The sequence below is a fragment of the Pseudomonas sp. Q11 genome, assembly GCF_024494355.1.
Lineage (GTDB): Bacteria > Pseudomonadota > Gammaproteobacteria > Pseudomonadales > Pseudomonadaceae > Aquipseudomonas > Aquipseudomonas hefeiensis.
On record NZ_JAKNQY010000001.1, the window covers coordinates 409649 to 436000 of the forward strand.

Annotated in this window: 25 protein-coding genes; 16 read left to right on the forward strand and 9 right to left on the reverse strand. The window is 59.0% G+C overall.

The features are described 5' to 3' along the window. Nucleotides 1-46: 46 nt before the first annotated feature. The 3 genes from MA884_RS01760 to MA884_RS01770 all read right to left on the reverse strand — a co-directional run bounded on the left by MA884_RS01760 (nt 47) and on the right by MA884_RS01770 (nt 3515). Nucleotides 47-1495, reverse strand: coding sequence for an APC family permease (locus MA884_RS01760; RefSeq protein ID WP_256228695.1), 1449 nt, complete (start codon nt 1493-1495; stop codon nt 47-49). Nucleotides 1496-1748: 253 nt separating this feature from the next. Further along, nucleotides 1749-2489 (reverse strand): IclR family transcriptional regulator, encoded by a 741-nt coding sequence (locus MA884_RS01765; protein ID WP_256228696.1) that lies wholly within the window; start codon nt 2487-2489, stop codon nt 1749-1751. A 63-nt stretch (nt 2490-2552) separates the two neighbouring features. Next, nucleotides 2553-3515: a helix-turn-helix domain-containing protein gene (locus MA884_RS01770; RefSeq protein ID WP_256228698.1), complete on the reverse strand. Its 963-nt coding sequence runs from the start codon at nt 3513-3515 to the stop codon at nt 2553-2555. Between the two features lie 216 nt (nt 3516-3731). Here MA884_RS01770 and MA884_RS01775 point away from each other — a divergent pair, with 216 nt between their 5' ends. From MA884_RS01775 to MA884_RS01785, 3 genes are all read left to right on the forward strand, one after another. After that, nucleotides 3732-5108 (forward strand): aspartate aminotransferase family protein, encoded by a 1377-nt coding sequence (locus MA884_RS01775; protein WP_139049776.1) that lies wholly within the window; start codon nt 3732-3734, stop codon nt 5106-5108. A 44-nt stretch (nt 5109-5152) separates the two neighbouring features. Further along, complete coding sequence (locus tag MA884_RS01780; RefSeq protein ID WP_256228699.1) at nt 5153-6607, forward strand: aldehyde dehydrogenase; 1455 nt, start codon at nt 5153-5155, stop codon at nt 6605-6607. 95 nt (nt 6608-6702) lie between these two features. Further along, nucleotides 6703-7266, forward strand: coding sequence for a cytochrome b (locus tag MA884_RS01785; RefSeq protein WP_256228700.1), 564 nt, complete (start codon nt 6703-6705; stop codon nt 7264-7266). An 84-nt stretch (nt 7267-7350) separates the two neighbouring features. Here MA884_RS01785 and MA884_RS01790 read toward each other — a convergent pair whose 3' ends face one another. Further along, nucleotides 7351-8688: an alginate export family protein gene (locus MA884_RS01790; protein ID WP_256228701.1), complete on the reverse strand. Its 1338-nt coding sequence runs from the start codon at nt 8686-8688 to the stop codon at nt 7351-7353. A 238-nt stretch (nt 8689-8926) separates the two neighbouring features. On the opposite strand from MA884_RS01790, the gene MA884_RS01795 reads away from it, so the two are divergent. The 12 genes from MA884_RS01795 (at nt 8927) to MA884_RS01850 (ending at nt 18225) form a co-directional block, all read left to right on the forward strand. Beyond that, complete coding sequence (locus tag MA884_RS01795; RefSeq protein ID WP_139049772.1) at nt 8927-9316, forward strand: DUF6152 family protein; 390 nt, start codon at nt 8927-8929, stop codon at nt 9314-9316. Between the two features lie 62 nt (nt 9317-9378). Next, complete coding sequence (locus tag MA884_RS01800; protein WP_256228702.1) at nt 9379-10158, forward strand: hypothetical protein; 780 nt, start codon at nt 9379-9381, stop codon at nt 10156-10158. Between the two features lie 38 nt (nt 10159-10196). Then, on the forward strand, nt 10197-11705 hold the full coding sequence (locus MA884_RS01805; RefSeq protein ID WP_256228703.1) for an alpha/beta hydrolase domain-containing protein: 1509 nt from the start codon (nt 10197-10199) through the stop codon (nt 11703-11705). Between the two features lie 27 nt (nt 11706-11732). Next, nucleotides 11733-12221, forward strand: a complete 489-nt coding sequence (locus MA884_RS01810) for a DUF6644 family protein (protein ID WP_139049769.1) — start codon at nt 11733-11735, stop codon at nt 12219-12221. A 32-nt stretch (nt 12222-12253) separates the two neighbouring features. Further along, nucleotides 12254-12742, forward strand: coding sequence for a DUF6644 family protein (locus MA884_RS01815; protein WP_256228704.1), 489 nt, complete (start codon nt 12254-12256; stop codon nt 12740-12742). Next, nucleotides 12742-13521 (forward strand): DUF6162 family protein, encoded by a 780-nt coding sequence (locus MA884_RS01820; protein ID WP_256228705.1) that lies wholly within the window; start codon nt 12742-12744, stop codon nt 13519-13521. Before MA884_RS01815 ends, MA884_RS01820 begins: the two co-directional genes overlap by 1 nt. Then, entirely contained in the window at nt 13518-14450 is a 933-nt protein-coding gene (locus tag MA884_RS01825) for a metal ABC transporter solute-binding protein, Zn/Mn family (protein WP_256228707.1), read from the forward strand. The genes MA884_RS01820 and MA884_RS01825 overlap by 4 nt, the downstream gene beginning before the upstream one ends. Before the next feature lie 14 nt (nt 14451-14464). Then, a complete protein-coding gene (locus MA884_RS01830; RefSeq protein ID WP_256228708.1) occupies nt 14465-15142 on the forward strand; it encodes a metal ABC transporter ATP-binding protein in 678 nt (225 codons plus the stop codon). Next, nucleotides 15139-16044, forward strand: a complete 906-nt coding sequence (locus MA884_RS01835) for a metal ABC transporter permease (protein ID WP_256228709.1) — start codon at nt 15139-15141, stop codon at nt 16042-16044. The genes MA884_RS01830 and MA884_RS01835 overlap by 4 nt, the downstream gene beginning before the upstream one ends. Continuing rightward, nucleotides 16041-17072 carry a metal ABC transporter substrate-binding protein gene (locus tag MA884_RS01840; protein WP_256228710.1) on the forward strand — a complete coding sequence of 344 codons (1032 nt, stop codon included), beginning with the start codon at nt 16041-16043 and terminating at the stop codon, nt 17070-17072. The genes MA884_RS01835 and MA884_RS01840 overlap by 4 nt, the downstream gene beginning before the upstream one ends. A gap of 29 nt (nt 17073-17101) precedes the next feature. Next, nucleotides 17102-17392, forward strand: a complete 291-nt coding sequence (locus MA884_RS01845) for a hypothetical protein (protein ID WP_139049763.1) — start codon at nt 17102-17104, stop codon at nt 17390-17392. 8 nt (nt 17393-17400) lie between these two features. Further along, nucleotides 17401-18225 carry a DUF4198 domain-containing protein gene (locus MA884_RS01850; protein ID WP_256228711.1) on the forward strand — a complete coding sequence of 275 codons (825 nt, stop codon included), beginning with the start codon at nt 17401-17403 and terminating at the stop codon, nt 18223-18225. A gap of 92 nt (nt 18226-18317) precedes the next feature. Here the strand turns inward: MA884_RS01850 and MA884_RS01855 are convergent, their stop codons facing one another. The 5 genes from MA884_RS01855 to MA884_RS01875 form a co-directional block, all read right to left on the reverse strand. Then, entirely contained in the window at nt 18318-19664 is a 1347-nt protein-coding gene (locus tag MA884_RS01855) for an MmgE/PrpD family protein (RefSeq protein WP_256228713.1), read from the reverse strand. 17 nt (nt 19665-19681) lie between these two features. Beyond that, nucleotides 19682-20875, reverse strand: a complete 1194-nt coding sequence (locus tag MA884_RS01860; RefSeq protein WP_256228714.1) for a CaiB/BaiF CoA-transferase family protein — start codon at nt 20873-20875, stop codon at nt 19682-19684. Between the two features lie 256 nt (nt 20876-21131). Beyond that, entirely contained in the window at nt 21132-22130 is a 999-nt protein-coding gene (locus tag MA884_RS01865) for a tripartite tricarboxylate transporter substrate binding protein (RefSeq protein WP_256228715.1), read from the reverse strand. Nucleotides 22131-22443: 313 nt separating this feature from the next. Next, the gene (locus tag MA884_RS01870) at nt 22444-23331 is read right to left on the reverse strand and encodes a LysR substrate-binding domain-containing protein (RefSeq protein ID WP_256228716.1); all 888 of its coding nucleotides are present in this window, start codon (nt 23329-23331) and stop codon (nt 22444-22446) included. Between the two features lie 152 nt (nt 23332-23483). Further along, a complete protein-coding gene (locus tag MA884_RS01875; protein ID WP_256228717.1) occupies nt 23484-24734 on the reverse strand; it encodes an OprD family porin in 1251 nt (416 codons plus the stop codon). A gap of 755 nt (nt 24735-25489) precedes the next feature. Here MA884_RS01875 and MA884_RS01880 point away from each other — a divergent pair. Continuing rightward, a complete protein-coding gene (locus MA884_RS01880) occupies nt 25490-26332 on the forward strand; it encodes an IclR family transcriptional regulator (protein WP_371134714.1) in 843 nt (280 codons plus the stop codon). Nucleotides 26333-26352 lie beyond the last annotated feature (20 nt).

Consider the following 26352-nt stretch of genomic DNA (forward strand, 5'->3'; position numbering starts at 1 on the left):
GGCGAGCCTGTTCGTTGACCCACTACCGCTCGGACTGCATGGTGGCTTAGAGCTTGTGGCTGCCCAATGCCAGGTACCGCTGCGGTGACGCCTTACGAAGTCGGGCCGCCAGAAATACACCCGCCAACAGGGCCACGGGAATAATCGCGCAGAGACCGTATGACAAGGCCTTGCTGGCGCCCGTCAACACATCGAAATGCATGACCGCGATGACCAGGACCGACAATAGGGCAAGACAAGAAAAACCGGGGAAAATCCGCCCACGCCAAACGCCCAGCTTGAGCTCAGGGTGGCGCCGGAAGAAGACGAAGACTGCTGCCGAAGTGATCGCCATCAGTAGAATCACGCAAAGCGTCGCCAAGTTGGACAGCCAGGCAAATAGCTGCAGGATCGGATCGGCATCCATGGCGGCGAAAATCAGCACGACCACGGCAGAAATCAGGCTCTGCAAAGCCGACCCCATATGGGGACTTTGGTGGACGCGATGAGTAGTACCCAACTGGCGCGGCAACAGGCCGTCACGCCCGATGGCGTAGAAGTAACGCGCCGCGGCGTTATGAAAAGCCAGCAGGCCGGCATATATGCTGACCATGAACAGCACCCGGATAATCTGAGTCAGATACGGGCCGACGAAATGGTCGGACATGCCATAAATGAACGTGGTGGGATCCTGCAGGGCTTGCAGCGTTGCAACGATCTTGTCTGCCCCGACGCCCACCACCATCGACCAGACCGACAGCGCGTAGAAACCACCAATCAGCAATACCGAGCAGTAGGTGGCAATCGGAATGGTACGTTGCGGGTTCTTGGCCTCTTCGCCATAAATAGTCGTGGCCTCAAAGCCGATAAACGCCGCAAAGCAGAACAGCAAGCCGATTGACGGCGTGCCGCTGAACACATGGCTGCGATCAAACGAGTCCAGATTGATGCCGCTGTCGCCACCGGTTTTCAGAATGGCGAAATCCAGGGTCAGGATGGCCAGATACTCGGCAATGACCACAATCGACAGCAGCCGGGCCGAGAGATCGATCTTGCGATAACCCAGAATCGCGATGCTGGCCATGGCCATCAACGAGTAGGACCACCAGGGCAACTCCAGGCCGAAGACGCTGGCCATGGTGCCACTGACCACTCCCCCGAACATGCCATAGAGGCCGACCTGCAGGATATTGTAGGCAAACATCGCCAGCACCCCTGCCGCTCCTCCGGCCATCCCCCCCAGGCCTCGGGCGGTGAACGCATAGAAACCACCGGCGTTGGTGAGATGTCGGGACATGGTGGTGTAGCCCACTGAAAACGCGAGTAACACCAGCAAAGCCAGAAGCAACAATGCCGGTGTGCCGGCGCCATTGCCTAGCATGATGCCTATGGGGAAGCCTCCGGCGATGACACTCAAGGGGCTCGCCGCCGAAACCACGAAGAAGATGATGAAGCCGACACCCAGGGCGCCACGCTTGAGCTCCGTGGAGCTGTTGACCGGGGTAAATACACTCATGTTATTGACCTTATTGTATGAGGCAGTCGCTGTGAGATCGGTGAGGTCAATCGCTACCGTCACCCAATAGCGTGTCGTGTTGTCGCACGCGGGCTTCGATCCTATGCCCGCCCGTGTGCACCCCACTATCCCAAATCGGTAACTCGCAGAGCTCGCCCCAAAAAAGTCAGTCAATCCGCAGGTTATTTCTGCTTATTCGGAGATAGCCGCCTGGCTTTTAATACCGCCAGCCATCCACCCGGCTCTTATCACCTCATTGCAAAGCGATACGTGTCGTCAGTTGCGCCGCCGCGCCCATCACCAGGTCACACAGGTAGCTGCGCTGAAACGCGTGGAACCGCTCACTGCGCCCAACCAGGGTCATGCTCCCGAGGATTCGCCGCTTTTCGTCGAAGATCGGCGCCGCCACGCCACTGCGTCCCGGGTACAGCTCACTTTCGCTGATGCAGTAACCTTGTTTGCGAATGGCGAGCAGGCTCTTGGTAAACGGCTTCCATTCCAGCCCCAGATGCAGCAATTGGTCCTGGTCCGCATGGGCATCATAGAGGCGTCGTATCTGGCGTGGCAGCAGATAAGCCAATACCACCCGGGAGGTCGCGCTATGGAAAAGGTCGATCGGTCGTCCCTTGCCACCACCGACCGGGCCGGCATCGGAGCCACGCTGGATCAGCACATTGACCACTGAGTCGCCATGCCACTCGCTGACCAACGCATCCAGACCGGTGTCGGCGACCAGTTTGTCGACCAGGTCCCGACTGCACGCCAGCAGCGGATCGTAGTTCGCCATCTGATGCTCCAGCGTGATGATTCGCGGGCCCAGCGCGTAACCGCGCGGCAAGCGTTTCAACAAGCCGGCATCGCCCAGTTCGCGCAGATAGCGGTAGGCGGTGGCGGGCGTGTAGCCAAGCTCCCGGCAAATGATTTCCACGTCAATGAGCGGCTGTTCCGGGCGAAAGAGGTCGAAGACCTGGAGCAGGCGGCGAAGGCTATTCATGTTTTCTTGAGATCCTGATGAAGTGACAGCTCCCCCCGCTGCCGGGTACAGCGGGGTTGTTGTTCAGGCACGCGCGCAGACAGGGATGGCGGCACGGGCGGTTTGGGAGGGTAACTCTGCGAACAACGCCTGGTACTCCTCGGCAAAATGGCTGAGGTGGTAGAAGCCCCATTGGGCGGCGGCATCGCCGATCGAGAGATGGGAGGCCGGGGTAGACATCAACGTGCGCCGCACACCGTTGAGCCGAACCGAACGCAAGTAGTTCAGCGGGGTGGTCTCGGCCACCGAGCGGAAGCTGTTCTGCACCGTGCGCCGACTCACCTGGAGGCGCTGGCACAACTCGATCACGCTGGGCACATTGAGCATCTCGACAGTCGTTAGACGGTGGCACTTCTCGACAATAAAGCTGCGCGTGGAGCTCGGGCTGCGCTGCTGCTTGTCGCAGGCCGGGTCGGTGAGCAGTTGCAACAACTCACCGAGCATCGCCTGCTCCAGCCCCTGCTCGCCCACGCTGTCGAGCGCTTCGTCGACAACGGCCAGAGAGAGCACCGCCAGCAATCGACGCCGGGCCTGGGCGAAGCGCTGCGCGGACACCCGGATCACCGGCTGGCGCAGCAACCGGCTGATTTCCCTGGCCGACGCTGTTTGCTCCAGCGCCTGCTCGAACCATTCGCGTTCGAATGTGATGGACAACAGTTCCATGCCCATCGGCATATGGAACATGAACTCCTCGCCGCCGTGCAGAAAGAACAGGCTGCTGTCGTCCACCTCGCGACCTTGCATCCGCGTCGAACCCGGCACGTTGATCGGCACGGCAAAGCACATCTTGCCGCGCGGAGCCACGCCGTGCTGCACCACACGCTGGTTGATCTGCTCGCTGAACACGTGGCAACGCGCGGTGCTCAGCTGCATCAAAGAACTTTCGGCAAGGCCGGCGGTTAACTGGCTGTAGTCCTGGTTCCACTCCTGAATGGTGGCCGCATGGACATGGATATCGCGAAAATGGCTGATCTGGTGGTTTTTCATGATGCGCGAAAACCTCGGCCGATATTATTGTTTTTTGCCCGCGTTTATTTGCGATATTCGCACATAGATAAAATAGCGCATAGCTAATTCTCGTATCTGCCACTCGTCGAAACCGGCGGGTGGGGTCGGCTCGTCTATTTGCCGATTCGGGATAACGGCCAGGGACGCTCCATGAGAATGATCGGCACACTGAAAACGCCATCCAGAGAGTTCGTCATGAGTGAATCCAAACTAGAATCCCTACACTTCGCGGATGCCCCGCGGATTATTTCCAGCACACTGCCCGGCCCCCTGACCCGCGAGGCCCTGGCGTTATCGGCGCGTACCGAGTCGATGGCGCGTGGCGGCGGCCGCATGCCCATCGCCATGGACCGCGCGTTCGGCGCGACTTTCAAGGACCCGGATGGCAACACCTATATCGATCTGTCCGCAGGCGTGGGCGTCAGCAGCGTAGGCCGCTGCCACCCCAAGGTGGTACAAGCGATCCGCGAACAGTCCGAGGTGCTGATGCATGCCCTGGAAATCAACAGCACCCGGCGCACCGAACTGGCCGCCAAGCTCTCGGAGATCGCTCCCGACGGCCTGCGCGGCGACTGCATCACCTTCTTCACGCAAAGCGGCAGCGATGCGCTGGAGGCCGCGATCAAGTTCGCCAAGCGCATCACCGGGCGCCACCAGATCCTCGCCTTCCACGGCGGCTACCACGGCGTGTGGAACGCCTCCGGCGCCCTGACTACCGGCACGGCCTACCGCAAGGGCTACGGTCCGATGATGGGCGGCGTGATTCACGCGCCCTACCCCTATGCCTACCGCTTTCCCTTCGACACCACGCACAAAAGCGCCGAGCAGATCGCCGGCGACTACGTGGACTATCTGCTGAACAGCCCCTACACCGCCGCCGATGACGTGGCGGCCGTGATCGTGGAACCGGTACAGGGCGAAGGCGGCTACGTGCCGCCCTCGCCAGAGTTCCTGCAACTGTTGCGCAAGGCCTGTGATCGCGCCGGCGCGCTGCTGATCGTGGATGAAGTACAGTCCGGCGCCGGGCGTACCGGCAAGATGTGGGCAGTCGAACATTCCGGCGTGAAACCCGACATGCTGACCTTCGGCAAGGGCATCGGCAGCGACCTGCCAATGGCAGGGCTGATCATGCGCTCGGACCTCGCGGCCTTGATTCCCGACGGCTCAATGCCCAACACCTTCGCCGCCAACTCGTTGTCCGCGGCCGTGGCGCTGACCAATATCAGCATACTGCAGGACCCGGAGCTCGGTCTGCTCGAGCGTGCCCACACCCTGGGACTGGAGGCGCAGGAACGTATCCGTGGCTTCAACAGCCCATTCGTTGGCGAAGTCCGCGGCCGCGGTCTGATGATCGGTATCGAACTCGTCGAAGACCCCATCACCAAGACACCGCTGGAAGGCGCCAAGATCGGTCAGCTCATGGGCTACCTGATGAACCACGGTGTGCTGATGATCCCGTGCGGACGCTACAGCAACGTGATGCGCGTGATGCCCTCGCTGACGATCCCGCGCTCACTGTTCTTCAAGGCCCTGGACATCTTCGGCGACGCCCTGGCCTCCCTCAAGGCATGAGGTGTGTCACCTCCGACCATTCCCCATCACGCATGGACACCTACATGACTCAGTACCTGAAACACTTCATCCAGGGTGCGCCCTTCGAAGCCAGCGACGGAGGTCGTATTCCTCTTATCAACCCCGTGACCGAACAGGTCAACGGCAGCTGCGCAAGCGGTACCGCCGAGGATGTGGACCGCGCCGTGGCAGCGGCGCGCGCCCAACTTGAGGGGGGCGCCTGGAGCCGCCTGGACGGCGCCCAGCGCGGTCGCCTGTTGTCGAAACTGGCTGACCTGGTGGAGCGCGACAGCGAATTGCTGGCCGATATGGACGCCAACGCCATCGGTCGCTCACCGCTCGAACCACGCCGGATGGACCTGCCCAACGCAATCGCCAACCTGCGCGCCGCCGCCGGCTGGGCCAACCAGCTTGAAGGGCGCACCATTCCCACCGGCGGCTACTTCGGCAGCAAAACCCTCTCGTACACCGTACGTGAGCCGGTAGGTGTGGTCGGTGCCATCGTGCCGTGGAACTCACCGCTGATGATCACCGTGTGGAAGCTCGCCGCATTGCTGGCGGCAGGCTGCACCGTGGTCATCAAACCCTCGGAAGAAACCCCGCAATCGGCCCTGCATCTGGCAGCACTGGCTCAAGAAGCGGGATTTCCCGACGGCGTGATCAACGTGGTCACCGGTTACGGTGCGCAGGTGGGTCGAGCCCTGTGCGAACACCCGCACGTCGCCAAGATCAGCTTCACCGGCAGCCCCGAGGCCGGGCGCGAGATCCAGCGTACCGCCGGAGTCCTGTTCAAGCGTGTGGCGCTGGAACTGGGCGGCAAGAGCCCACAGATTGTGTTCGACGATGCGCCCTTCGATGACGCGCTGTTTGGCTGCACGCTGGGCCTGTTCGTCAACCAGGGGCAGATCTGTGCCGCCGGCTCGCGCATCCTGGTACACCGCAGCCTGGCCGAGCGCTTCGCCGCGGCGCTTGCCGAGGCCGCGCGCGCGGTCAAGGTAGGCGACCCTCGCGAGCCTGGCGTACAGATGGGGCCGGTAGCCAAGAAAGCGCAGTTCGATCGCGTCAACCGTTACATCCAGATGGGTATCGACCAAGGCGCCTCTTTGTTGGCCGGCGGTGTATCCACCCCGGAGCAAGGCTGGTTCGTGCGACCGACGATCTTCGCCAACGCCCGCAATGACATGACGATTGCCCAGGACGAAATTTTCGGCCCCGTCGGCACGGTCATCACGTTCGACAGCGAAGAAGAGGCTGTGGCACTGGCCAACGATAGCGCCTACGGCCTGGCGGCCACAGTCTGGACGACCGATCTGGTACGTGCGCACCGCGTGGCCGCTGCGGTAAAGGCCGGCGCCATCGGCGTCAACTGCTGGAGCCCGCTGGACGCCAACCTGCCATGGGGCGGCGTCAAGGCCAGCGGCATTGGTCGTGAAGGTGGGCTTGCCGGTGCGCTGGCCTACACCGAGGAGAAAGTCATCACCGTGCTACTGCCCACCTGAGAAAACTCACTGCACCTACCCTCTCAGGGCCTTGGGTCCCGAGGGGGTATGAATCGTGCATTTTCGATGCCTTGATGATCAATGAAGAGACTGCGATGAACACCCTAAAACAAGCGACAATTGATCGGTATCCGACCTCCCTGCGCATGCTGCACTGGGTGCGTGCCATCGTCATAGCCGGCCTGCTCTGGGCCGGCTGGCATATGACCGGGCTTGATGATGAAGTGGCGAGCAAGTATGAGCTCTATTACCCATGGCACAAATCCTTCGGGGTGCTGGCATTCCTGTTGGTGCTGGTCCAGATCGCCCTGCGTTGGCGTACCCCCACGCTTCCGCAACCACCGCAAACACTGGCCGGGCATGAGCGATTCCTGTCGCGTTTTGTGCAACGTTCCATGTACGTACTGATCGTGGCCGTACCGTTGATGGGCTATTCGATGTCGAGCAGCTACACCATGAGCGACGGCGTGTTCTTTTTTGGCGTGAACCTCCCGGAGCTGCTGGCGAAGAATGACGATTTGTTCGTCGTGTTCCAATGGCTGCACAAAGTGCTGGCCTATACCCTGCTCGGGCTGATCCTGTTGCATGTCGTGGGCGCCCTCAAGCACCGCTTCCTCGACCGGGACCCTCGAAACGACGTCTTGCGGCGCATGCTGTGACTGAATCACGGCTCGGTGAATGCAGGGATGCGCCACCGTTGGTGACGCCCCTGGTCTAACTATTCTTACGTCGCAAACAGCGGCTCAGAATGCGACCCAAACAATGAATTGGAAGTAGGTGTTGAGCGATGCGCTACCACTCTGGTTGCCTCCGTTGCCGAGCCACTTGTCAGGCTTGTAGAAACCAACGAGCGGCGAGAGCGTGATGTTATCCGTCACCATCCAATCCAGAAACAGATTGACCTCACGCGCACTGTAATCCTGATCTTGCCGATCAGAGAGCTGATGGTAGTCGAAGTACATTGCGTTAAGGGTCAACTTATCGGTCGGGTTGACTGAGAGCAGCACGTCGCTGATACGCATGTTCGAGGTGACTGAGCCGGCGTAGTTCACACCGATCTCACCCTGGTAACGTTTGCGGTAGCCGCCCTGAAACAGGAAGTCCCACCCTTCGGAGTAACGCGCGTAGCGATAGCTCACCGTCGGTTGCCATTTGACATCGGCAAAGGTGTAGCCCGCATCAAAGAACATCGCCCGCTGCGAGCCCGAACGTTTTTCCTGGCGCGCCACCTCGAACGCGAAGTCGGCATTCTCGATGCCAGCATTGCCCTGGCCACGGATGCTGTAGATATCCATGCCCTTGCGCTCACCCCGATCGGCAAAAACGTATCGCTCTTCGACATCCAGGCCACGCACGTACGTCGAACCGATCGAGCCAATGGGCGTCGTGTAGTCGATGGTGGCGGCCGCCACTTCGGTCTTCGACTGCCCGGGATTATCCGATTTCAACCATATCAGGCTACCGTGAAGGCCCTGCGTACCACCCACCTTGAGGACAGCGGTGTTCCCGAACGCCAATCGCGGGCCCAGGTAAAAGGCTCCGCCGCGATTGAACCGGCCATCCGCTACGCCCTCGATAGGGTTGAAGGCATTTCCGGGGGCGAACCCATCATCGGTGATCAGAAAACCGTCCACCGTAACGACCTGTCGGCCAAAGGAGAAATCAACGCCGTCCGTGCCCAGCGCCGGAATCAGATCACCCGACTTCCAGCCCAGGTAGGCGTCTTCCACGGCTGTTTCCCTTTCATTCCCGGCGGTGAGTGATCCTGCGTCCCCATCACCCCATGATCCCGTACTGATCAGACTGAATCCGCCGTAGATCGAACCTGCACCGATCTTATCCGTCGTGCCGTTTACACCATACTTGGCGAAGCCTTCCTGCCATCGCATCCTGCCGGGCTCTGCTTCGGGGTCGCCGATGTAATTCTTTTCGCTGCCGAACCAGCCAAATCCCGCCCACAGCTCGGCGTTCAGCACGGTGGCACCTTCATTTTCATTGTAGAGCTCGTAGCCATGAGCCTGGGGCTCAAATGCACAGAGTGCGACCAGCGAAAGCAATGGGGCGTAAGGGGGGGTGCGCATGACGTCTCTCCTGTTTTTATATTTATGAGGCGAGGCGCGAGTGTTCCGCCTGGGTTGCGCAAGCGGTAACCCAAATCAGCACTTGCAGGGGCTCGATGCCCGTTTCTTCGTGCGCGTTATCCCTTCTCTGCAATAAACATTTCCACGACGGGCAGCGGTTGCCGTTTTGGGCTACGGCCCCTGCTCCCATCCCCCTATGCTGGGCCCATAAGAACGTATAAAAACCGAGGCACTCGCCATGACACCTTTGTCGTCCCCGCTATTACGCAAGGGGCTTGGTCTGCTGACCATTGCCGCCTGCATCGCCCTACCCTCCGTGGTCTCTGCCCACCATTCGTTCGCGATTTTCGACCAGACCAAAACGATCACGCTCAAGGGCGTGGTCGGACGCTTCGTCTGGAGCAACCCCCACGTCTCGATTTATTTCGATTCGCCAGGGCCCCCGCCTCAGCAATTCAAGATCGAGACCGGCAGTGTCAACGCCTTAAGCCGCACCGGCTGGAAGTCCGACTTGATCAAGGCCGGCGATGCCGCCGAGATCACCTTCAAGCCGCTGAAAAACGGTGATCCGGGCGGGCTGCTCGTGGAGATCAAGATCGGTGACGTGGTGCTGTCCGGTGGAGGCTGAGAAACCGCATTCCTACGCCATGAGACCTGAATGAACAGACCAACGGGATGGAGACGCTTTCAATGAAACCGACACGAACCTTGAACCTGACAAGCTTCTTCCTGGGCGTGCTACTCATGACTGTCGCCGGGGTGAGCAGCGCGGCCGCCTCTAAAACCCAGGACGCCAAACACGGCGCGGGCACACGCCCCGACATCAGCGGCACGTGGGAGCGGACTCCGGACGACTGGTTCGGAGAGGACCCGGACAATCCGGTGCACCCCGGTGGCCCGATGGACCTGAAGGAGCCCTATGCCAGCGAATACGTCGCGTTGAAAAAGCGCCAGGCCGCCGCGAACGAGGCCGGCACGCCACTGGCCACCACCAGCTCCATGTGCCTGCCCGAAGGCATGCCGGTATTGATGGCGGCGCTCTTCCCCATCCAACTCATTCATGACGATAAGCAAGTGGTGGTGCTCGGCGAATATCTCCAGCAAGTGCGCCGCATCATCCTCAACGAAGCCATGCCTGCGCTGGATACGCTGGACCCCAGCTACCAGGGCTACTCGCGCGGCCGCTGGGAGGGCGACACGCTGGTGGTGCAAACACAAGGCGTGCGCACAGATGTGGCCTTCTACGACGTTCCGCACAGCAAGGAAATGAAAATCACCGAGCGCATCAGACTGAAGGCGCCGGATCGCCTGGAGAACCAGGTAGTGATCGAGGACCCGCAGGTACTCAACAGCCCTTACCGCTTCACGTTCGACTACAAGCGCTCCGACTACCGCATTCACGAATATGTCTGCGAGAACAACCAGATCGTGATCGACAGCGAGGGCAAGACGAGCCTCAAACGCGACTGAACCGATGCCCTCATCGATAACCACTTGGAGGTGACCTAATGGAACGACTGATCAAAATCAGCATCCTGCGGCCGTCGATGCAAAGCGCCTTTCTGTCACTCGTGTTGATCTCCAGCGCGTCCGCCGAGGTGCCCCGGATGCCCACGGCCATTGCGGTGCCGCCGTCCGGCCAACTGCCTCTGTCATCGGCAGAGCGCGCGGGCACCGAACACAGCGACCTCGACCGCTACGGTTACGTCGAGGAGGAGTTCTACCTGCAAGGCATTGCCCCGGCAATCACTGCCGCGGGCAAGCCTTTGCTCGAGGCGCCTTATACCACCCGTATCCTGATTCGCAAGCCGACGGACCCGGCACGCTTCAACGGCACCGTCGTGATCGAGCCGTTCAGTTGGTTCGGCGAGCGTGCTGCCGGCTGGATTCTGACCCGCGATTACTTGCTGCGACGCGGCTACGCGTATGTCGGGTACACGCTGAATATCAACCAACCGCCAGTCGATCCCAAGTTCCTTTCAGACACCCCGGACGCCGAGGCCGAGCAGATCGCCCAGTACGGGCGGATCGTGAACTTCGAGTTCATGCGCCGCTTCGACTACGCCCGCTATGCGCCGCTGGGCGCCTACTACGATCCGCAACGTTTCATCCGCGGTGACACGCCGGACCCGTTCGCACCGCAATCCCAAGGCATCGGTGCGCAGCTGGCGCTATTACTCAAGAGCAATGGGCCACAAGGCCCGTTGTCAGGTCTGGACGTGCAACGCGTGTATGTCGACAGCTGGGCCGTCACCGCCCAAGTCTGGATGGACTACCTCGACCAGGGCCGGCACCAGCAATGGCGAATGCCCGACGCAAGCGCGCTGATCGATGGCTACATGACCGGTCGCATGGCCTACGGCGAAGTGGGCGGCGACGTCATTCGAGTGCCGCGCCAGATGCCCGAAGGCGTGCCGTTCGTGACCGTTTACAGCCAGTCGGAACTGATGCACGACGTGATCGAAGGCATCGACCTGCCGCCGGACACCGACAGCCCGCAGTTGCGTTATTACGAAGTGACCGGCATGCCGCATTTGCGCCTGGCCGACCTCGGCACCGAGCACACCGAGCACCTCGCTGCCGACATCGGCAAAGGCGATGACCCACAGTGCCGGACGCTGTACGACGAGCCGGTGGAAATGGTGGTGTCGGCGTTACTCGATGGCATGGACAAATGGGTACGCGAGGGCAAGCCGATGCCAAAGGCACCCAGGGTCGTGCGCGACGGCAAGGTGGCAGCGCGCGACCCTGCTACCGGCAATCTGCAAGGGGGCGTACGCCCGCCGTGGGTCCAGGTGCCGAGTGCGACCTACCTCACCGATCAAGAGACCGGCTGCGGCCTGATCTACGACACGAAGGTGGCTTATTCGCAGGATGCGCTGCGCCGACGCTATGGAAGTTTCAGCCACTACCAACAGGCATTCGAAGACGCCAAGGGCGTGTCGATCGAGCAAGGGTATCTGCTGCCGGAAGATGCGGCAGGCCTGCACACGATCGCAAAACCTGAAGATTTCTAACCCTCTGACCCTGCGGGAGAGCAACAAATGTCCTCCATACCTGTCATTGCCTGGCTCTATGCGACACCGGTGAGCACCGCCATCAGGGACTTGCTCTGGGTGGTGCCCACTGTGCAGAGCATTCATATCATTGCCATCGCGGTGATCTTCGGCTCCGCCGTCATTTCCGACCTGCGCCTGGCCGGCGTACTCGCCACGGACGAGCCTTTGCGCGGCGTGGTTCAACGCTACTACCCGTGGATGCGCAATGCGCTTGTCGTCCTGCTTGCCACGGGGTTGATCATGGCCATCGGCGAACCGGACCGCGTTCTCCTCAACAACACGTTCTGGCTGAAGATGGCCCTGGTCATCGGCGCGTTCACCTTGGCCTGGCGGCTGCGGCGACCCTTTCTGCGCCCTGCCGTCCCTGCACACAGTGACGACGACAAGCCGCCGGTCAAGGCGCTGGTCTGGCTGTCGATCGCCTTGTGGTGCGTGGTGATCATCTGCGGTCGCTGGATCGCCTACTCGATCTAAACGTTTTCAACCCCAGTTCTCAGGTATTCGTCATGGACATTCAATCAATACTGCAAGCCATCGAGGCCAGCTCGCTCGCCACCCTGGTCCGTGAGTCGGGCACGGCTTTTCCGGCCCTGGAATCGGTGCATGTGATCGGCATCGCACTGGTGTTCGGGAGTATCGCGGTGGTGGACTTGCGCCTGCTCGGCATTGCCTCCCACCGCCGCAGCGCAGTACGGCTGATCCGGGAACTGCTGCCCTACACCTGGCTTGCTTTCGTTGCGTGCGTGATCACCGGTTCGCTCATGTTTGCCGCCAATGCCATCACCTATGCGCAGAACCCCGTGTTCCTGTGGAAAATGGCCGTGTTGATGCTGGCGGGCCTGAACATGGTGATATTCCATTTGGGCGCCTTTCGCCGCATCGACGAATGGGACACCGTGCTACCACCCCCCGGCCAGGCGCGTATCGCCGGGTTCAGTTCGATGGCGTTGTGGATCGGCGTGATCTGCCTCGGCCGCTGGATTGCGTTTATCTGATGGCCCGGCTATCGCCACGCAGGCACCACGCCAACGGCACAGCCGGTGATGTGGCCAGCAGCGCATTCACGCTTGTGCACCCGCGCTCCGGCCGATGGGAAACCGTGGGCATGCTGCTTGCGGCGCTGATCATCATCGCCAGCGTGGCCGGTTATATGTTGCTGCGGCCACAGAAAGTCGGCCCACCCACCGCGTTGAGCTGGCAGGTGCGCTCCTTCGATGGCCTGGGTTCGGTCGATCAGGCCATCCATAGTGCGCTGTTGCCTGCCGGTGAAGAAATCATCTGGAACAACAACGACACCGGCGGCTGGATCACCCTGGATCGTGCCCAAGAGCTTGTGCTGCCGCCCTTCTATCGGGACGCCTTCTGGAAGGCCAATGGTCAGGTGCACTGGCAACTGATCCTGCCCGGCACCCACCTGTCCCATAGGCAGTCTGCCGACAAACACACCGACAACGACACACATGCCGACGCCGCCGCGGCTCCCACGGTTCCCCCCTCCAGCGAGGTGTCGCAAGCCACTCAGGGCCAGGGCGCCACGGTCTATTACGGCTCCGGCGGCAGCGTGCCGGGCCAGAGCGCCTACCTGCTCGTCATCGGTCATGCCCATGCCGGGGTGATGTGGGCCAACCAGGCGACGATCTGGATCCACCCCAATCCGAACGCGCCCTACCCCTCCATCGTCAAGGCCGAGTCGCTGGTCGGCGACGGCTGGCGACAAGTCATTCCTTACGACGGCACCAGTGAAATCGAACGCGTAAAAGGAACCCAACCATGAATGCCTTTATAAAACACCGCACACTGTTGCGCCGTTGCCTGGCGTTGCTGCTGCTGATCCCCGCCATCGCCTGCGCCAGCCCGGAACACCCCGCCGGCAAGCGGCTCAAAGTCGGCGTCACATTGCATCCCTACTACAGCTTCGTGGCCAACATTGTTGGTGATCGGGCGGACGTCGTTGCGCTGATCCCGGCGCAGGCCAATCCGCATAATTACCAGCCGCAGCCCGACGACATTACCCGCGCGATGAACATCGATGTGCTGGTAGTCAACGGCATTGGCCACGACGAATGGGCCTTCGAGATCATCAAGGCCGCCGGCCGCCGCGAGACGCTGCCGATCATTCAGGCCAATGCCTCGGTGGCACTCATTCCCATCGGCGGCGACCAGGACGGCGTCAAAGTGGTGAACCCACATACCTTCGTCTCCACCACGGCGGCGATACAACAGGTGTTCGAGATCGCCCGCCGCCTGGGCGAGCGCGACCCGGACAACGCGGCAGCCTATAGACAGAACGCCCTGGCGTATGCCGGACGGATCCGCGCCCTGCGCGCACGCTTCATGAATCGCTTTGCCGCGCTGGATCTTTCGCCGTTTCGTTGCGCGACGTTGCACGGCGGTTACGACTACATGATGCAAGAGTTCGGCCTGTTTGTGAGCGCCGTGATTGAACCGCGTCACGGTGTGGCGCCGACTGCCCGCCAGTTGGCCACCACGATCGACACCATCAGGAAGGCCAATGTAAGGGTGCTTTTCGCCGAAAAGAACTTTTCCATGGATCTGGCCAAACCGATTGAGGCAGCCACCGGAGTAAAAGTCTTCACCCTGTCCCACATCACCGGCAGCACCTACAGCGCGGACGAATTCGAGGTAGCCATAGGCGAAAACCTTGAAACGTTGGCCGAAGCCGTCGAGTTCACGCAACGATGAAGAAGGATCAAGCGATGCGCGGACCTGCCGTGATGTTCGATAACGTCTCGCTGCAACTGGGCGGTACACAGGTACTCGATGCGGTGAGCTTTCGGGTGGAAGCCGGTGCGCTGCACTGCCTGGTCGGCCCGAACGGAGGGGGCAAGACCTCACTTGTGCGCGCGCTGCTGGGCCAGATGCCGCATTCCGGGGTTATCCGCTTCGAGGGTGTCGCCAAGCCGGTGGGCTACGTGCCGCAACTGCTGGATTTCGACCGCAACGTGCCGATGACGGTCAACGATGTGATGGCACTGCTCACTCAACGCCGGCCGGCTTTCCTGGGCTCAAGTCGCTCCGCCAGGGCGGCGCAGGCCGAGGCCCTGGCGCGTACCGGTGTGGCCGGAATAGGTACAAAACCATTTGGCAGCCTGTCCGGTGGGCAGCGCCAGCGCGTGCTGCTGGCCCAGGCGATCAGCCCCGCGCCGTGGCTGCTGGTCCTCGATGAACCCACCGCCGGTATCGACGAAGCCGGTGTGCGCCTGGTGGAAGCACTGGTGGCCGAGTTGCACGACTGCGGCGTCACCGTCCTGTGGGTCAACCACGATCTCGAACAGGTCAGGCGTATCGCCCAGTCCGTGACCGTTATCAATCAAAGGGTGCTGTTTCATGGCCCGGCCGATCAGATCGACTGCCGATTGGAGGATATTCGATGAGTGCCTTGTACGACTTCATCCGCGATCACCTCCAGACGCTCGCCGCGCGCCAGATGCTGCCGCAACCGTTCGAATACGAGTTCGTGATCAATGCGCTGATGTGCGCCGTTCTGATCGGCCCCTTGCTGGGTGTGCTGGGCTCAATGGTGATGATCAAGCGCATGGCTTTCTTCAGCCAGTCCGTTGGCAATGCGGCGATGACTGGCGTCGCCATTGGCGTGCTGATTGGCGAGTCCTATACCTCTCCTTACCTGTCGATGTTCGGCTTCTGCCTGCTGTTTGCGCTGACGCTGAAATACACCCAGCACCGCACGACGCTGGCCAACGACACACTGATCGGGGTGTTCCTGTCCATTTCGCTGGCAGTCGGCGCCTCGTTGCTGCTGTTCGTGTCGGCGAAGATCAACACCCACGTGATGGAAAGCGTGCTGTTCGGCTCCATCTTGGCCGTGGACCACACCGACATGAATGTACTGCTCGGCGTAACGGTCATTTGCGCCCTCATCGGGCTGCCCCTGTACAACGGCATGTTGCTGTCCAGCCTTAATCCGAGCCTGGCACATGCGCGCGGCGTGCCGGTGCGTAGCGTCGAGTACATGTTTGTGGTGTTGGTCACTCTGGTGACGGTGGCCTGCCTGAAAATCATCGGCGCGGTATTGGTCGAGGCCCTTCTGCTGATACCCGCCGCGGCGGCTCGCAACGTCACTCGCTCACTTGCGGCACTGGTCACGCTGGCCATCCTGATTGCGACGTTTTCCTGCGTGGTCGGCATCCTGGCGCCTATGCAATTCCACATCCCAGTGCCGACCGGCGGTGCGATCGTGCTGGTCGCCGCTCTGGTGTTTGTCTTGACCACCATCATCCGTGCGACCTCGTCGCGATTCAGAGGGACCAACGTATGAAATGGCTTTGCCTGTCACGTGGATCCTGGCTGGCGGTGTTGGCCCTGCTGCTTGGCACCCAGTTCCCGGTCTTTGCCGATACCGGCCGCCAGCGGGTGCTCGTTGCGCTGCCGGCGGTGTACGCACTTACGTCGGCGCTCAGCGAAGGCACGCTCATCGAGGCCGTGCGGCTACCGCCGGACAGCCCCGTGCCCATGGAGAGCCTGGCCAATGCGCTGTCGCGTCTCGATCCGGCCGTGTTCCAGCAAGCCGACGCCGTGGTGACCCTGAGTCATCTCTGGCGTGCGGACCCATTGTATGCAACGGCCCGGCGCCACAACCTGCGCATCATCGAGATCGATGCCTCGCGTTCATGGGACACGATCAAGCCCGGCGTGGCCGTGATGCGCGTGCCACCGAACGACGTGCCCTGGGCCGTCGCGAGCAACATCGATAGCGGCCCGTCGCCCTACGCCTGGCTCGGTCCCGTCAACGGCATGCGCATGTCGGCGCTGATCGCTGCCGACCTGACACGCCTGTCCCCCGCCGATGCGCCTCGAATCGAGAGCAACCTCGCCGCACTTGAAAGCCGCCTGCGCCGGCTCAAGGCCGACTACGGCGCGCGAATGGTAGTGCTGCCGGATGTGCGCGTACTGTCGCTGGCGAACGAGTTCACCTACCTGTTTGGCGAGTTCGGCATCTTTGTCGACGGCTGGTTCGTGCGCCAGGACCTTGACTGGAGCGACGCCGATCGCGCCGCACTGACCCGATACCTGCGCGAGCGTGACATCCGCGTAGTGGTCCACAAGTGGATGCCGGATGAAAAGATCGCCAGGGCCATCCAGGATGGCGGCGCACGGTTGCTGCTACTGGACACCGGCAACCCGGGAGAACTCGCCGACGCAGCCGGCGACTACACCGCACTTCTGCGCTCGAACCTGGAAGCGTTGCTGGCGGCCTTCGCCCCGGCTGGCAACGACACTACAAGCGGCGATGATCAATCGCCTTCCAATGATCAACCTCGTCCGTTGAGACCAAAGATCCTATGAGCCACATAACTTCAACCATTCGAATATCGATGGCAGGCACCCTCTTGCTCTGCCAGACAGCGTTGGCTCATGGCCCCGTGCTCGACTGCTATATCGAGCGCGATGACCAGGTGAAGTGCGAGGCAGGATTCACCGATGGCAGCTCGGCCGCCGGCAGAAAAATCCATATCCAAAACCCAAGCGACAAGGTGTTGCTCGAAGGCGAGGTCGGCAAGGACAACACCTACACCTTCCAGCCCCCCACCGGAAACTATTCCGTGGTGTTCCTCGGTGGAGCCGGCCATGACGTAACCATTCAGTCCTCCGACATATCAAGGTGAAAATGACCATGACGTTCAAACGAAAACTGCTCCAAGCCATTGCCGCGACTACATTCAGTGGCTTGACCGGCGCTGCACAAGCGCATTTCCAGATGCTCTACCTCGAGGAAACAGCGCTGCAGCGTGCGGAAAAACTGGAGTTCGCGCTAGTGTTCACTCACCCCTTCTCCGGCGGCCCCACCATGGCCATGGATGAACCCCGGGCCTTTAACCACACCAGCGCGCACGGCGGGGAAAAAATCAATCTGCTCGAATACTTACGTCCAGTCGAGTGGCAGAGTCGCGATAACCGGTCGACGGCCTATCGAGCATCGATCCCACGTGAGCTGGTGCGCTCACTGGGTGACCATATCTTCGTACTCGAGCCCGAGCCTTATATGGAAATCGAAGAAGGTGTCTACATCCAGCAATTCACCAAGCTGATCGTGAACGTGGGTGGAGTACCCGGTCACTGGGCAGAACCACAAGGGTTGCCGGTTGAGATCCAGCCCCTGAACAAACCTTATGCCAACTGGACCGGCGGAGTATTCCGCGCCTTGGTGCTGGCCGACGGCAAGCCCGTCCCGTTCGCCGAGATCGAAATCGAATACCTCAACCATTCCGTTGATGTCGAGAAAAACGCCTTCGGCCAGCAGGACTACATAACGGCCCCTCAGGCTTCCTTCAAAGCCCTTAGCACCTACTCGGACTCCCAAGGCATTGTGACCATTGGCCTGCCCCGCGCCGGGTGGTGGGGCATTGCAGCACTCGACATTGGGACAACGAAAACCCACAAAGGCAAAGCCCTGTCGCAAGACGCGGTGCTGTGGGTGCAGGCCAGAGACATGGAGTGACACAAACCCGTTGCGCGTAATGCCGTGGAGTTGATCATCCTTGTTTCCAGGTCGAACGTGCCTTGGTTATGCCACAGGACTTGAAACAGAGCCTAGGTGCCCAGCCTGATAGTGCCTGGTAGTACGTCCCCGTAGAGTATTGTCTGATGTAGTGCACTGAGCTGCTGCGGAGAGAGAACGGACCCGGCCAGCTCATTGTACTTGGCGACCAGCTCCTCATCCGACAGGGGATCCTCCGGGTCTCCTTTTCGGGTTTCCTGAAAGTGGTCGATCTGACGCCCATCCTTTAGCCGTACAAGAAGCCTGGCCATGCGTTTTTTTGGATAGGCTGCCGCCAGTTCTGCATCCTCGGTGACGGTCACTTTCTGCATTAGTGCACGAATGTCTGACCGCGCTAAGGCGTCGGGTGAAAACGCAGCCAGACGAACACCGCCAAGCAGTAACTGCGCAGCGATGCAATATTGGATACTGAAGCGGGCCTCTTGGGCTGATTGGGGATCGGCACGGTTGCACATCTGATAGGTAGCGCCGTACCCGTCTACACGGATTGAGTCGATAGCGTCGACATCAAAACCTTCTTTTCCCTGCAATAACTTCAGGCCATCGAGTGCTGGGAAGATATGCCCGCAACAACCATGATTCTTGACCGTCATCCGCGTAATGGGCGTCCACTCGCCAATTCCCTCGAGTGCCGTTCGCCAGTCTCCGTTGGAGACGCTGGTTGCCGCAGCAAAGCCCTTGTCACCATGAAGGCTATCCAGAGAAGCCGTCACGCCATTAGCCGCAGCGATACCCGCGAGGATACCGGCATCCGCGGCATGGCCGGGGTGTAGCGCCTTCGCCATACCACCGTCCTGGAGATTTTGCTGGTGTCCACCAGCAAAGCTGCTCGAGAGAGCAATAGCATGCGCGATTCGATCCGCATCAGCACCCAAGATCATGGCAGTCGCCACTGCGGCACCTATCGTGCCAACGGTCGAGGTGGTATGCCAGTAACGATAGTGGCTGGGTTGAACAGCCAGGGAGATCCGGCATCCGACCTCATAGCCAGCGATGATCGCGCGATGCAGTTGTGCAAGTGACACACCTTTGTCCTGAGCGACGGCCAGCGCGGCGGAAACGGTCGGACTGCCCGGGTGATACCCGCCGTCCTTAAAGATGTCGTCAAATTCGACCGTATGGCTTGCAATGGCATTGAGCAGCGCAGAAGTCCGCGCAGAACCGAACTGACCGTTCACGTAGCAGATCGCATTACCCTGTCCTAGTTGGGAGGAAAGGGCTTCAGCCAGCAGAGTTGCGGGGGGCAATACACAGCCGGGTAATGTTGTGGCAAACCAATCGAGGATGACGCGGCGCGTAGCCCACGTCACGTTTTCGGTCAGGTCGCGGCTTTGCCAACTGGCCGCTGCATTGGCCAGCACTTTAATTGGATTGGTCATCGAGAGCCCCTTGACAGTCAGTTGACAACACCCGCTACTCGCAATGCTTCAATCTCCTCGCTCCCGTAGCCGAGTTCTGCAAGAATTTCGGCGCTCTGAGCACCAACGGGTTGCGGTGTAAGGGTGATCTGCGCAGGGCTGTCAGACAGACTGAATGCCGCAACTGGAACCGTCAGTCCATCGATTGCGCCGTTCTCTATTGCGTGTCTATGCAGCACATGCCGGCTAGCGACCTGACTGTCAGAAAGGGCTTCTTCCAGACGGCGAATGCGAGCAGCTGGGATGTGCCTTGACTGTAAAAATGCCTCCCAATAATCCGCAGACATCGTACCGATGATTTTTTTCAGCACCTGTGCCTCTTGCGCATGCGCGTCCAGACGTTGATTGTTATCGGTCTTGATCATGTCCTCGCGACCGAGTGCCGTCCATAGACGACGCTGTTGATTGAGGTTTGAGGCACCAATCATCAGCGGGGCATCGGTCGCCTGATAGCAGCCGATCGTTGCAAATGGGAAAGTGTTGCCCTTTTGCTCTGGATGCTTGCTATTCCAGAGGAATCCGGTGAGGTGAGAGCTGGTCAATATCAGCGCTACATCCAGCATGGAAACATCAATAAACTGGCCCTTCCCTCCATTTCGTTCCCGCTGGAAAAGCGCTGTCGCGATTGCATACGCCGCTGTCGTGCCCGTCGCATAGTCCACAACAGGCGCCCCTGATTTCAAGGGTCTGCCATCGCCGTGGCCGGTCATCGACATCATGCCGGAAAAAGCCTGGATCACGTTGTCATAGGCTGTCTGCTCCCGCCGAGGTCCGGTCGAGCCAAAAGCCGAAATAGAGCAATAAATCAGCTTGGGATTGAGCTTTGACAACTCATCGTAACCCAACCCCAACTCATCGAAAGCACCCGGGCGATAGTTTTCCACAAACACATCGGCCGTAGAGATAAGCCGCTTCATCGCCTCGCGTCCCTCAGCAGTTTTGAGGTCTAGAGCCAATGTTTTCTTATTGGATGCCTGGGCCATGAAAGCAGTACCCATGCCAATATCGTTCAGCGCGCGATCAGAGCCCTGCATGCGCGCTTGGTCGGGATCATTGGGTGACTCGACCTTGATGACTTCAGCACCCAAGACGGCCATCTGATAGCTGGCAAAGGGACCTGCGAGTACATGCGTCGTATCCACGACACGAATTCCATCAAATGCTTTAGACATGGATCCTCACCCACTTATCACTACGCGAACCCTGTGCGGAAGACGAACTTGCCAGTCAAGTCTTGCTCTCGTTCTCTCACGAAAGCGATCCCGGAGGCAGCAGCCCTCAGTTGATCCGTCTTCACAGGGAAATCTGTTTTTAGAACTTTCCTGGCAACTGGCGCCTAACTTGAAACCGGCCCACCCACCAGTCGATCATTTAGCGAGGCGTTAACCCATTCAGACTCAACCTGACACCCGTTGAAAACCAGCAACTTCACTGAATATAACCGGCTGCTTTAAGCTGGGTTTGCGCTACATCCGTTACGCGATTGACAAAATCCGTGTACTCCCTTGGGCCCATCCAAGAGTCCACGACACCGGCATTGCGAGCATAATTCTGATACTCCTCTGACCGCATCGCCTTGTGAATAGCATCAGCAATCTTCTGCTGTGTCTCCTTTGGAATATTCGCAGGTCCAAACACTCCACGAACCTGCAGCCAACTGGTGTCGACTTGATATCCTTGCTCTCCAAAGGTAGGCACATCAGGTAAACCAGTGAGACGATCCTCTCCCAGTACGCCCAGGCCGACCAAACGACTTGCATCGAAGAAGGAACTAACGGCGCCTAGATTTGAGACACCGACATCAATGTGTCCCCCCAACAGTGCCGCAACAATATCCGGGGTAGAGTTAAATGCGATCCAATTAAACTTTACACCAGCGGCCTTCTCTAGCATCGTGATGCCAATGCTCTGCATGGAGCCTGCCGGCCCAAAGCCACCCACATTGACCTGCCCATTTTTTGCCCTGGCCATCGCCACCAGGTCATTCAAATTCTTCATATCGGAACCAGACTTGACGAACAGCAAGATCGCGTCTTCCTGTGTCGACGCTATCCAAGAGAAATCATCAATGGAGTATGTCCCTCTGAGATTCGTAAGCATGCTCGTAAAGTGCGACAACGTGTTGACACCGAGCGTCAAGCCATCTGGCTTGGCAGAGAGAATTCGCGTCATCTGTGCTGCGCCGCCACCACCAGGTGCATTGATGACTACCACTTTCTGACCAATCTCCGGCTCTAAAGTCTTTGCCAGCGTTCTGATGAAGACATCTGCACTGCCACCCGCTGCCGTGTGCATAATCATGTTTACGGGACCGCTGGGCCAGTTGCTTTCGGCCAGTGCGACGTCAATACCACAGAGCATTGTCACGGCAGCAAGTGTGGTTGCACTCAGGTAGCGGCGAGCGCTCTTTACAGTTTTACTTAGCATCTTCTGACACTCCTACGATTTTATTTTTTTAGTACTCGATATGGGGCCAGCCCCTGCACCAAGGCTCGCAAAAAGCAACCCGAAACGGTACTGACGATTTGTCAGCCAAAGGCGGCGTTTATATTGGGCAGAGCAGTAAACAAATGAGGGCAGCATCTGACCTTTTCAGCACAGCGTTACTTTGCACGCCCTCAGCGTTAGCAGATAAACATGGAAGCAGTTGACCGCTATGGCTTAACAGCACCGAGAGAACATCAACGGATCGCCCTCTTGTACTACTGCTCCACGATCAGCAACTCCACAGTGTTAATAATTAATCCGTCATCGCCAACAGCTCTCGCATCCACGAAAGGAATTTCAGCAACGGCTCAGATGGCCGCATTTTTCGCGGCCACGTCAGATAATAACTCTCACCGGTTTTATAAGTATGCTCGAAAGGGGCGATAAAACTTCCATTCTTAATCTGGCGTTCGACAAAGGCCTTGACGGCGATAGCCATCCCAATATTCATCGATGCGGCCTCGTAAGCCAGCGCTGAATTATCAAAGCGAATACCTGCATCGGCGTCGACGCCCGCATTGACCGATGACAGCCAGCTTGCCCAATCGTTTGGGCGCGCCATGGAGTGAAGCAGACGTATATGGGAAAGATCCTGCGGCGATTCGAGCTTCGCGGACTCCATCAGCATCGGCGAGCATATGGGAATCAGCTCAATATCGACGAGCTTTTCCGCATGCAGGTCAGGCCAATCCCCATGGCCCGAGCGAATCGATGCATCAATGTTTTGTGTTTCGAAATCCACCGGAGCCAACGAGGATGAAAGCCTGACCTCAATTGATTCGTTGACATCATGAAAGTTAGCGAGCCGGGGAATCAGCCATCTCTGCGAGAAGGTGGTATAGGACTGGATGGAAAGAATATTCCGTCTTCCTCTGCGTGAAACTTTACGCGCCGCGTTGCTGATGTCCTGGAAAGCGTGCGTAATGCCCTCGTAAAGTTCCTTGCCTTCCCGCGTCAGCTCGATCCCCCTGTGCAAGCGTCGAAATAAGGCGACCCTAAAATACTCCTCGAGCACCCGCACCTGACGACTGACGGCGACCTGCGATACGTTCAACTCTTCTGCAGCCGTTGTCAGGCTACAAAGCCGGGCAGCAGCCTCAAAAGCTCTCAAAGGATTCAGCGGGGGAAGTGGATATTTCATTCAATCACCCGTAAACGCGGTAATTATTCCAAATAGAAAAAACATCTTCATAGCTTTAAGAGCAACGCTCATCACTAAAGATATCAGCCACATTCAATTAACCACGTTTAAAGCACCTGATGCATCGAACCTGCCCCGAGGGGAGGTCCGATTCAAAGGAGGTTGAGCGGGTAACTGACGATCACTCGAGCGTCGTTAGCGTCACGGGAGAAGTCAGACCGATAGGTAGCACTACGCAAGCGCATGCCCAGTCCTTTTAGCGCCCCACTCTGAATCACGTACTGCAACTCGATATCGAGTTCGCGCTCACCTCCTGAGTCAGCGCCCCGGACTTCCGCACCACTGCCTCGCAGGTAACGAGTCATAAAGGTCAGGCCGGGAATACCCACTTTAGCGAGGTCAAAGTCGTAGCGTAGCTGCCAGGATTGCTCATCCTTTTCGGCGAAATCTCCGATCTGAACAAAGTTGACCAGGAAGGGGTTGGAACCCGCCACATAGGGAAAAGCCGAGTCGCCCGACATCAACTGGTAACCAACGCCCAGCGAATGTCCGTTCAACTTGTATGTACCGATCGCGCTAAACGCCCGGTTGTCGATAGCTCCGCCCTGCGCCAGCCCTTCATCGTCACTCAGGAAAAAGCGGATATCGCTGTTGAACGCCCCCCAATCTCCCTTACGCCGGTCGGTAATACCAAAGAACTGCTGCCGATAGATATCCTCGAAGCGAGCGTATTGGTAACTGAGGCTAGTGGTCTTCAAAAACTGATAGGTGAGCCCCATCACATCGAATTCCCCCCCATCCAGAGATCCACTAAAACGGCGATTTTTGTTATTGAGCGCCAAGCCTTCGTCGCCAGTCTGATCGCGTTGAACGGTGCGCTGGATTTGCGCCCCCGTGAACTCAAGCCCTTTCAACTCTCGCACCTGGAGTTGCATCCCTTCGAAGGTTTGCGGCAGCAGGCGGCCATCGTTAGCCTGCAGCGTGGGCCACTTGGGCAACAGGGTCCCAACCTTGAACTCGCTATTGGATGCACGCAGATTGAAGGTACCACCGGCCTTTGAGTAGGTATCAGGCACCTCGCCGTCATCCTGCACCGGCAGAAGCCCAGTACCAGCCCGACCGGGGCTGGAATCAAGCTTTACACCGAGCATACCAATAGCATCGAAGCCAATACCCACCGTCCCAGGGGTGTAGCCAGACTGGTACCGCAGAATAAAACCTTGGGCCCACTCTTCTCGCTGCGACTGCCCACTCCCCTCCCTGAAGTCACGATTCATGTAGAAGTTTCGAAGTTCAAGCGAGGCTTTGCTGTCATTTAGAATGCCTTCTGCGAAGACCGATGGAACACTGGCAGCAAGTCCCGCCCCTACTACGCACAAGGGCATCTTTTTTATTAGTGTCATTGCAAGTACCTAAATGGACCGGACACCGCAGCCAACCGCGGAACTGGTCAAGGGTGGGTGGAGGAAAACGAAACAAATCACTCGGCAAGCCGAGACCTGGCGCGCCAACTCGCACGCGCATGATGGCTCGCTAGGAATTACCCAATCGGAATCAATTCAAATAGGCGACTGCATGATTGGAATTGATTATTCATTAATATGGAGAACACGCCTATCCGGAGACAAAGAGCCTATTAAACAGAACACTGAATACTTGACATGACGCCACATGAGATTTACTACGACTCGATCATCACGGGCGAGCGCCAAGCAATATACAAATACCGAGGAGCGCCGCAACGGAGCCTTAAGATAGGGAATGTTCATAGCGACCTATTTGTTGTTATGAGTCTGAAATGAAACGTTCATCGATTATGCAATCGAAATTCGAATGGTCAACCGAGCCGTTCCACTCCTTGGAACAGCAAGCTGCCTGGAGGACGGACATCAGGTCATCTGGAATTCCCCCCGCCTGGGTGCAGGATTGGTTTTGATTCAATTAGCCGGTGCCCGCGTTCCACCTGGAGGACCTGTTCAAGCGAGCTGCGCCTTGACGCAACTGAACGACCATGCGTTGATGCTGCGTTGCCAAAAAGAGGGCAGAGCATCAGTCGCGACCGCAATAAGCCAGCCAAAGGTTGCGCCGTGCCGGTGTCGCTCATTTGCCCGCCGTGCGCCTACCGGCAGTACCGCTCATCCGGAACCCACAGAGCGCCATGACAATGACCACCAAACAATTTTACGCATTGGAAGACGCCAACAACGGTGCGATGCTCCCGGGCATTCCCGGTCAAGGCAAGTCAACACCAAATCGGTCCCTGGAGCGCGGCCTGGATTTGTTGAGGGCTTTTCGTCCGGGTAGTGAATACCTGACTAACGGGGATCTAAGCGAAAGGACCGGCCTCTCCAAGTCGACCGTAAGCCGCCTCACACAAACGCTAGTCCGTGCAGGTTTCCTGGACTACGACCCAATCAGTGGTGCCTATCGGCTAGCATCTTCCTTGCTAAGTCTGGCGCACACCCTGTATCACGGAAGCTCTCTGGTACGGATATCGGAACCGCTGATGCGTCAAGTCGCCAGACAACTCCAAGTGAACGTTGGATTAGCGGCCGCGGACGGCGATGAGATGGTGTATATCGAGTCGATTAGGCTCGGCGCGCGCAAGTCTCCGCGCATCGTGGGAACAGGGCAGCGTCTGCCCATAGACCTGACCGCACTGGGACGGGCTTATCTGTCAGTTCAGGATGAGGTTCGACGCGAATCGCTGCTGGAACATTTCAAAGCACGGCGATGTGCTTCCCGCTGGGCAGAGTTGAGCAGAGAGATCAACGATGCCATTCAAAGCGTTATGTGCCATGGTTACTGCGCAGCCTCCTGGCAGCCTCAAGTGGTATCAATAGCCGCCCCGCTTAATCTACCCACTTATCGCACCCATGCACTCAATATCAGCCTCTCAACCACCGAAAGTATCGACAAGGTGATCACGCGCTATTCGGGGCCTCTGCTTGAGTTGACCGAGACGATCAGGAGCCAATTGAGCGACCGGAATGATTCATGAAGCTCAACAGGCGTGCACCT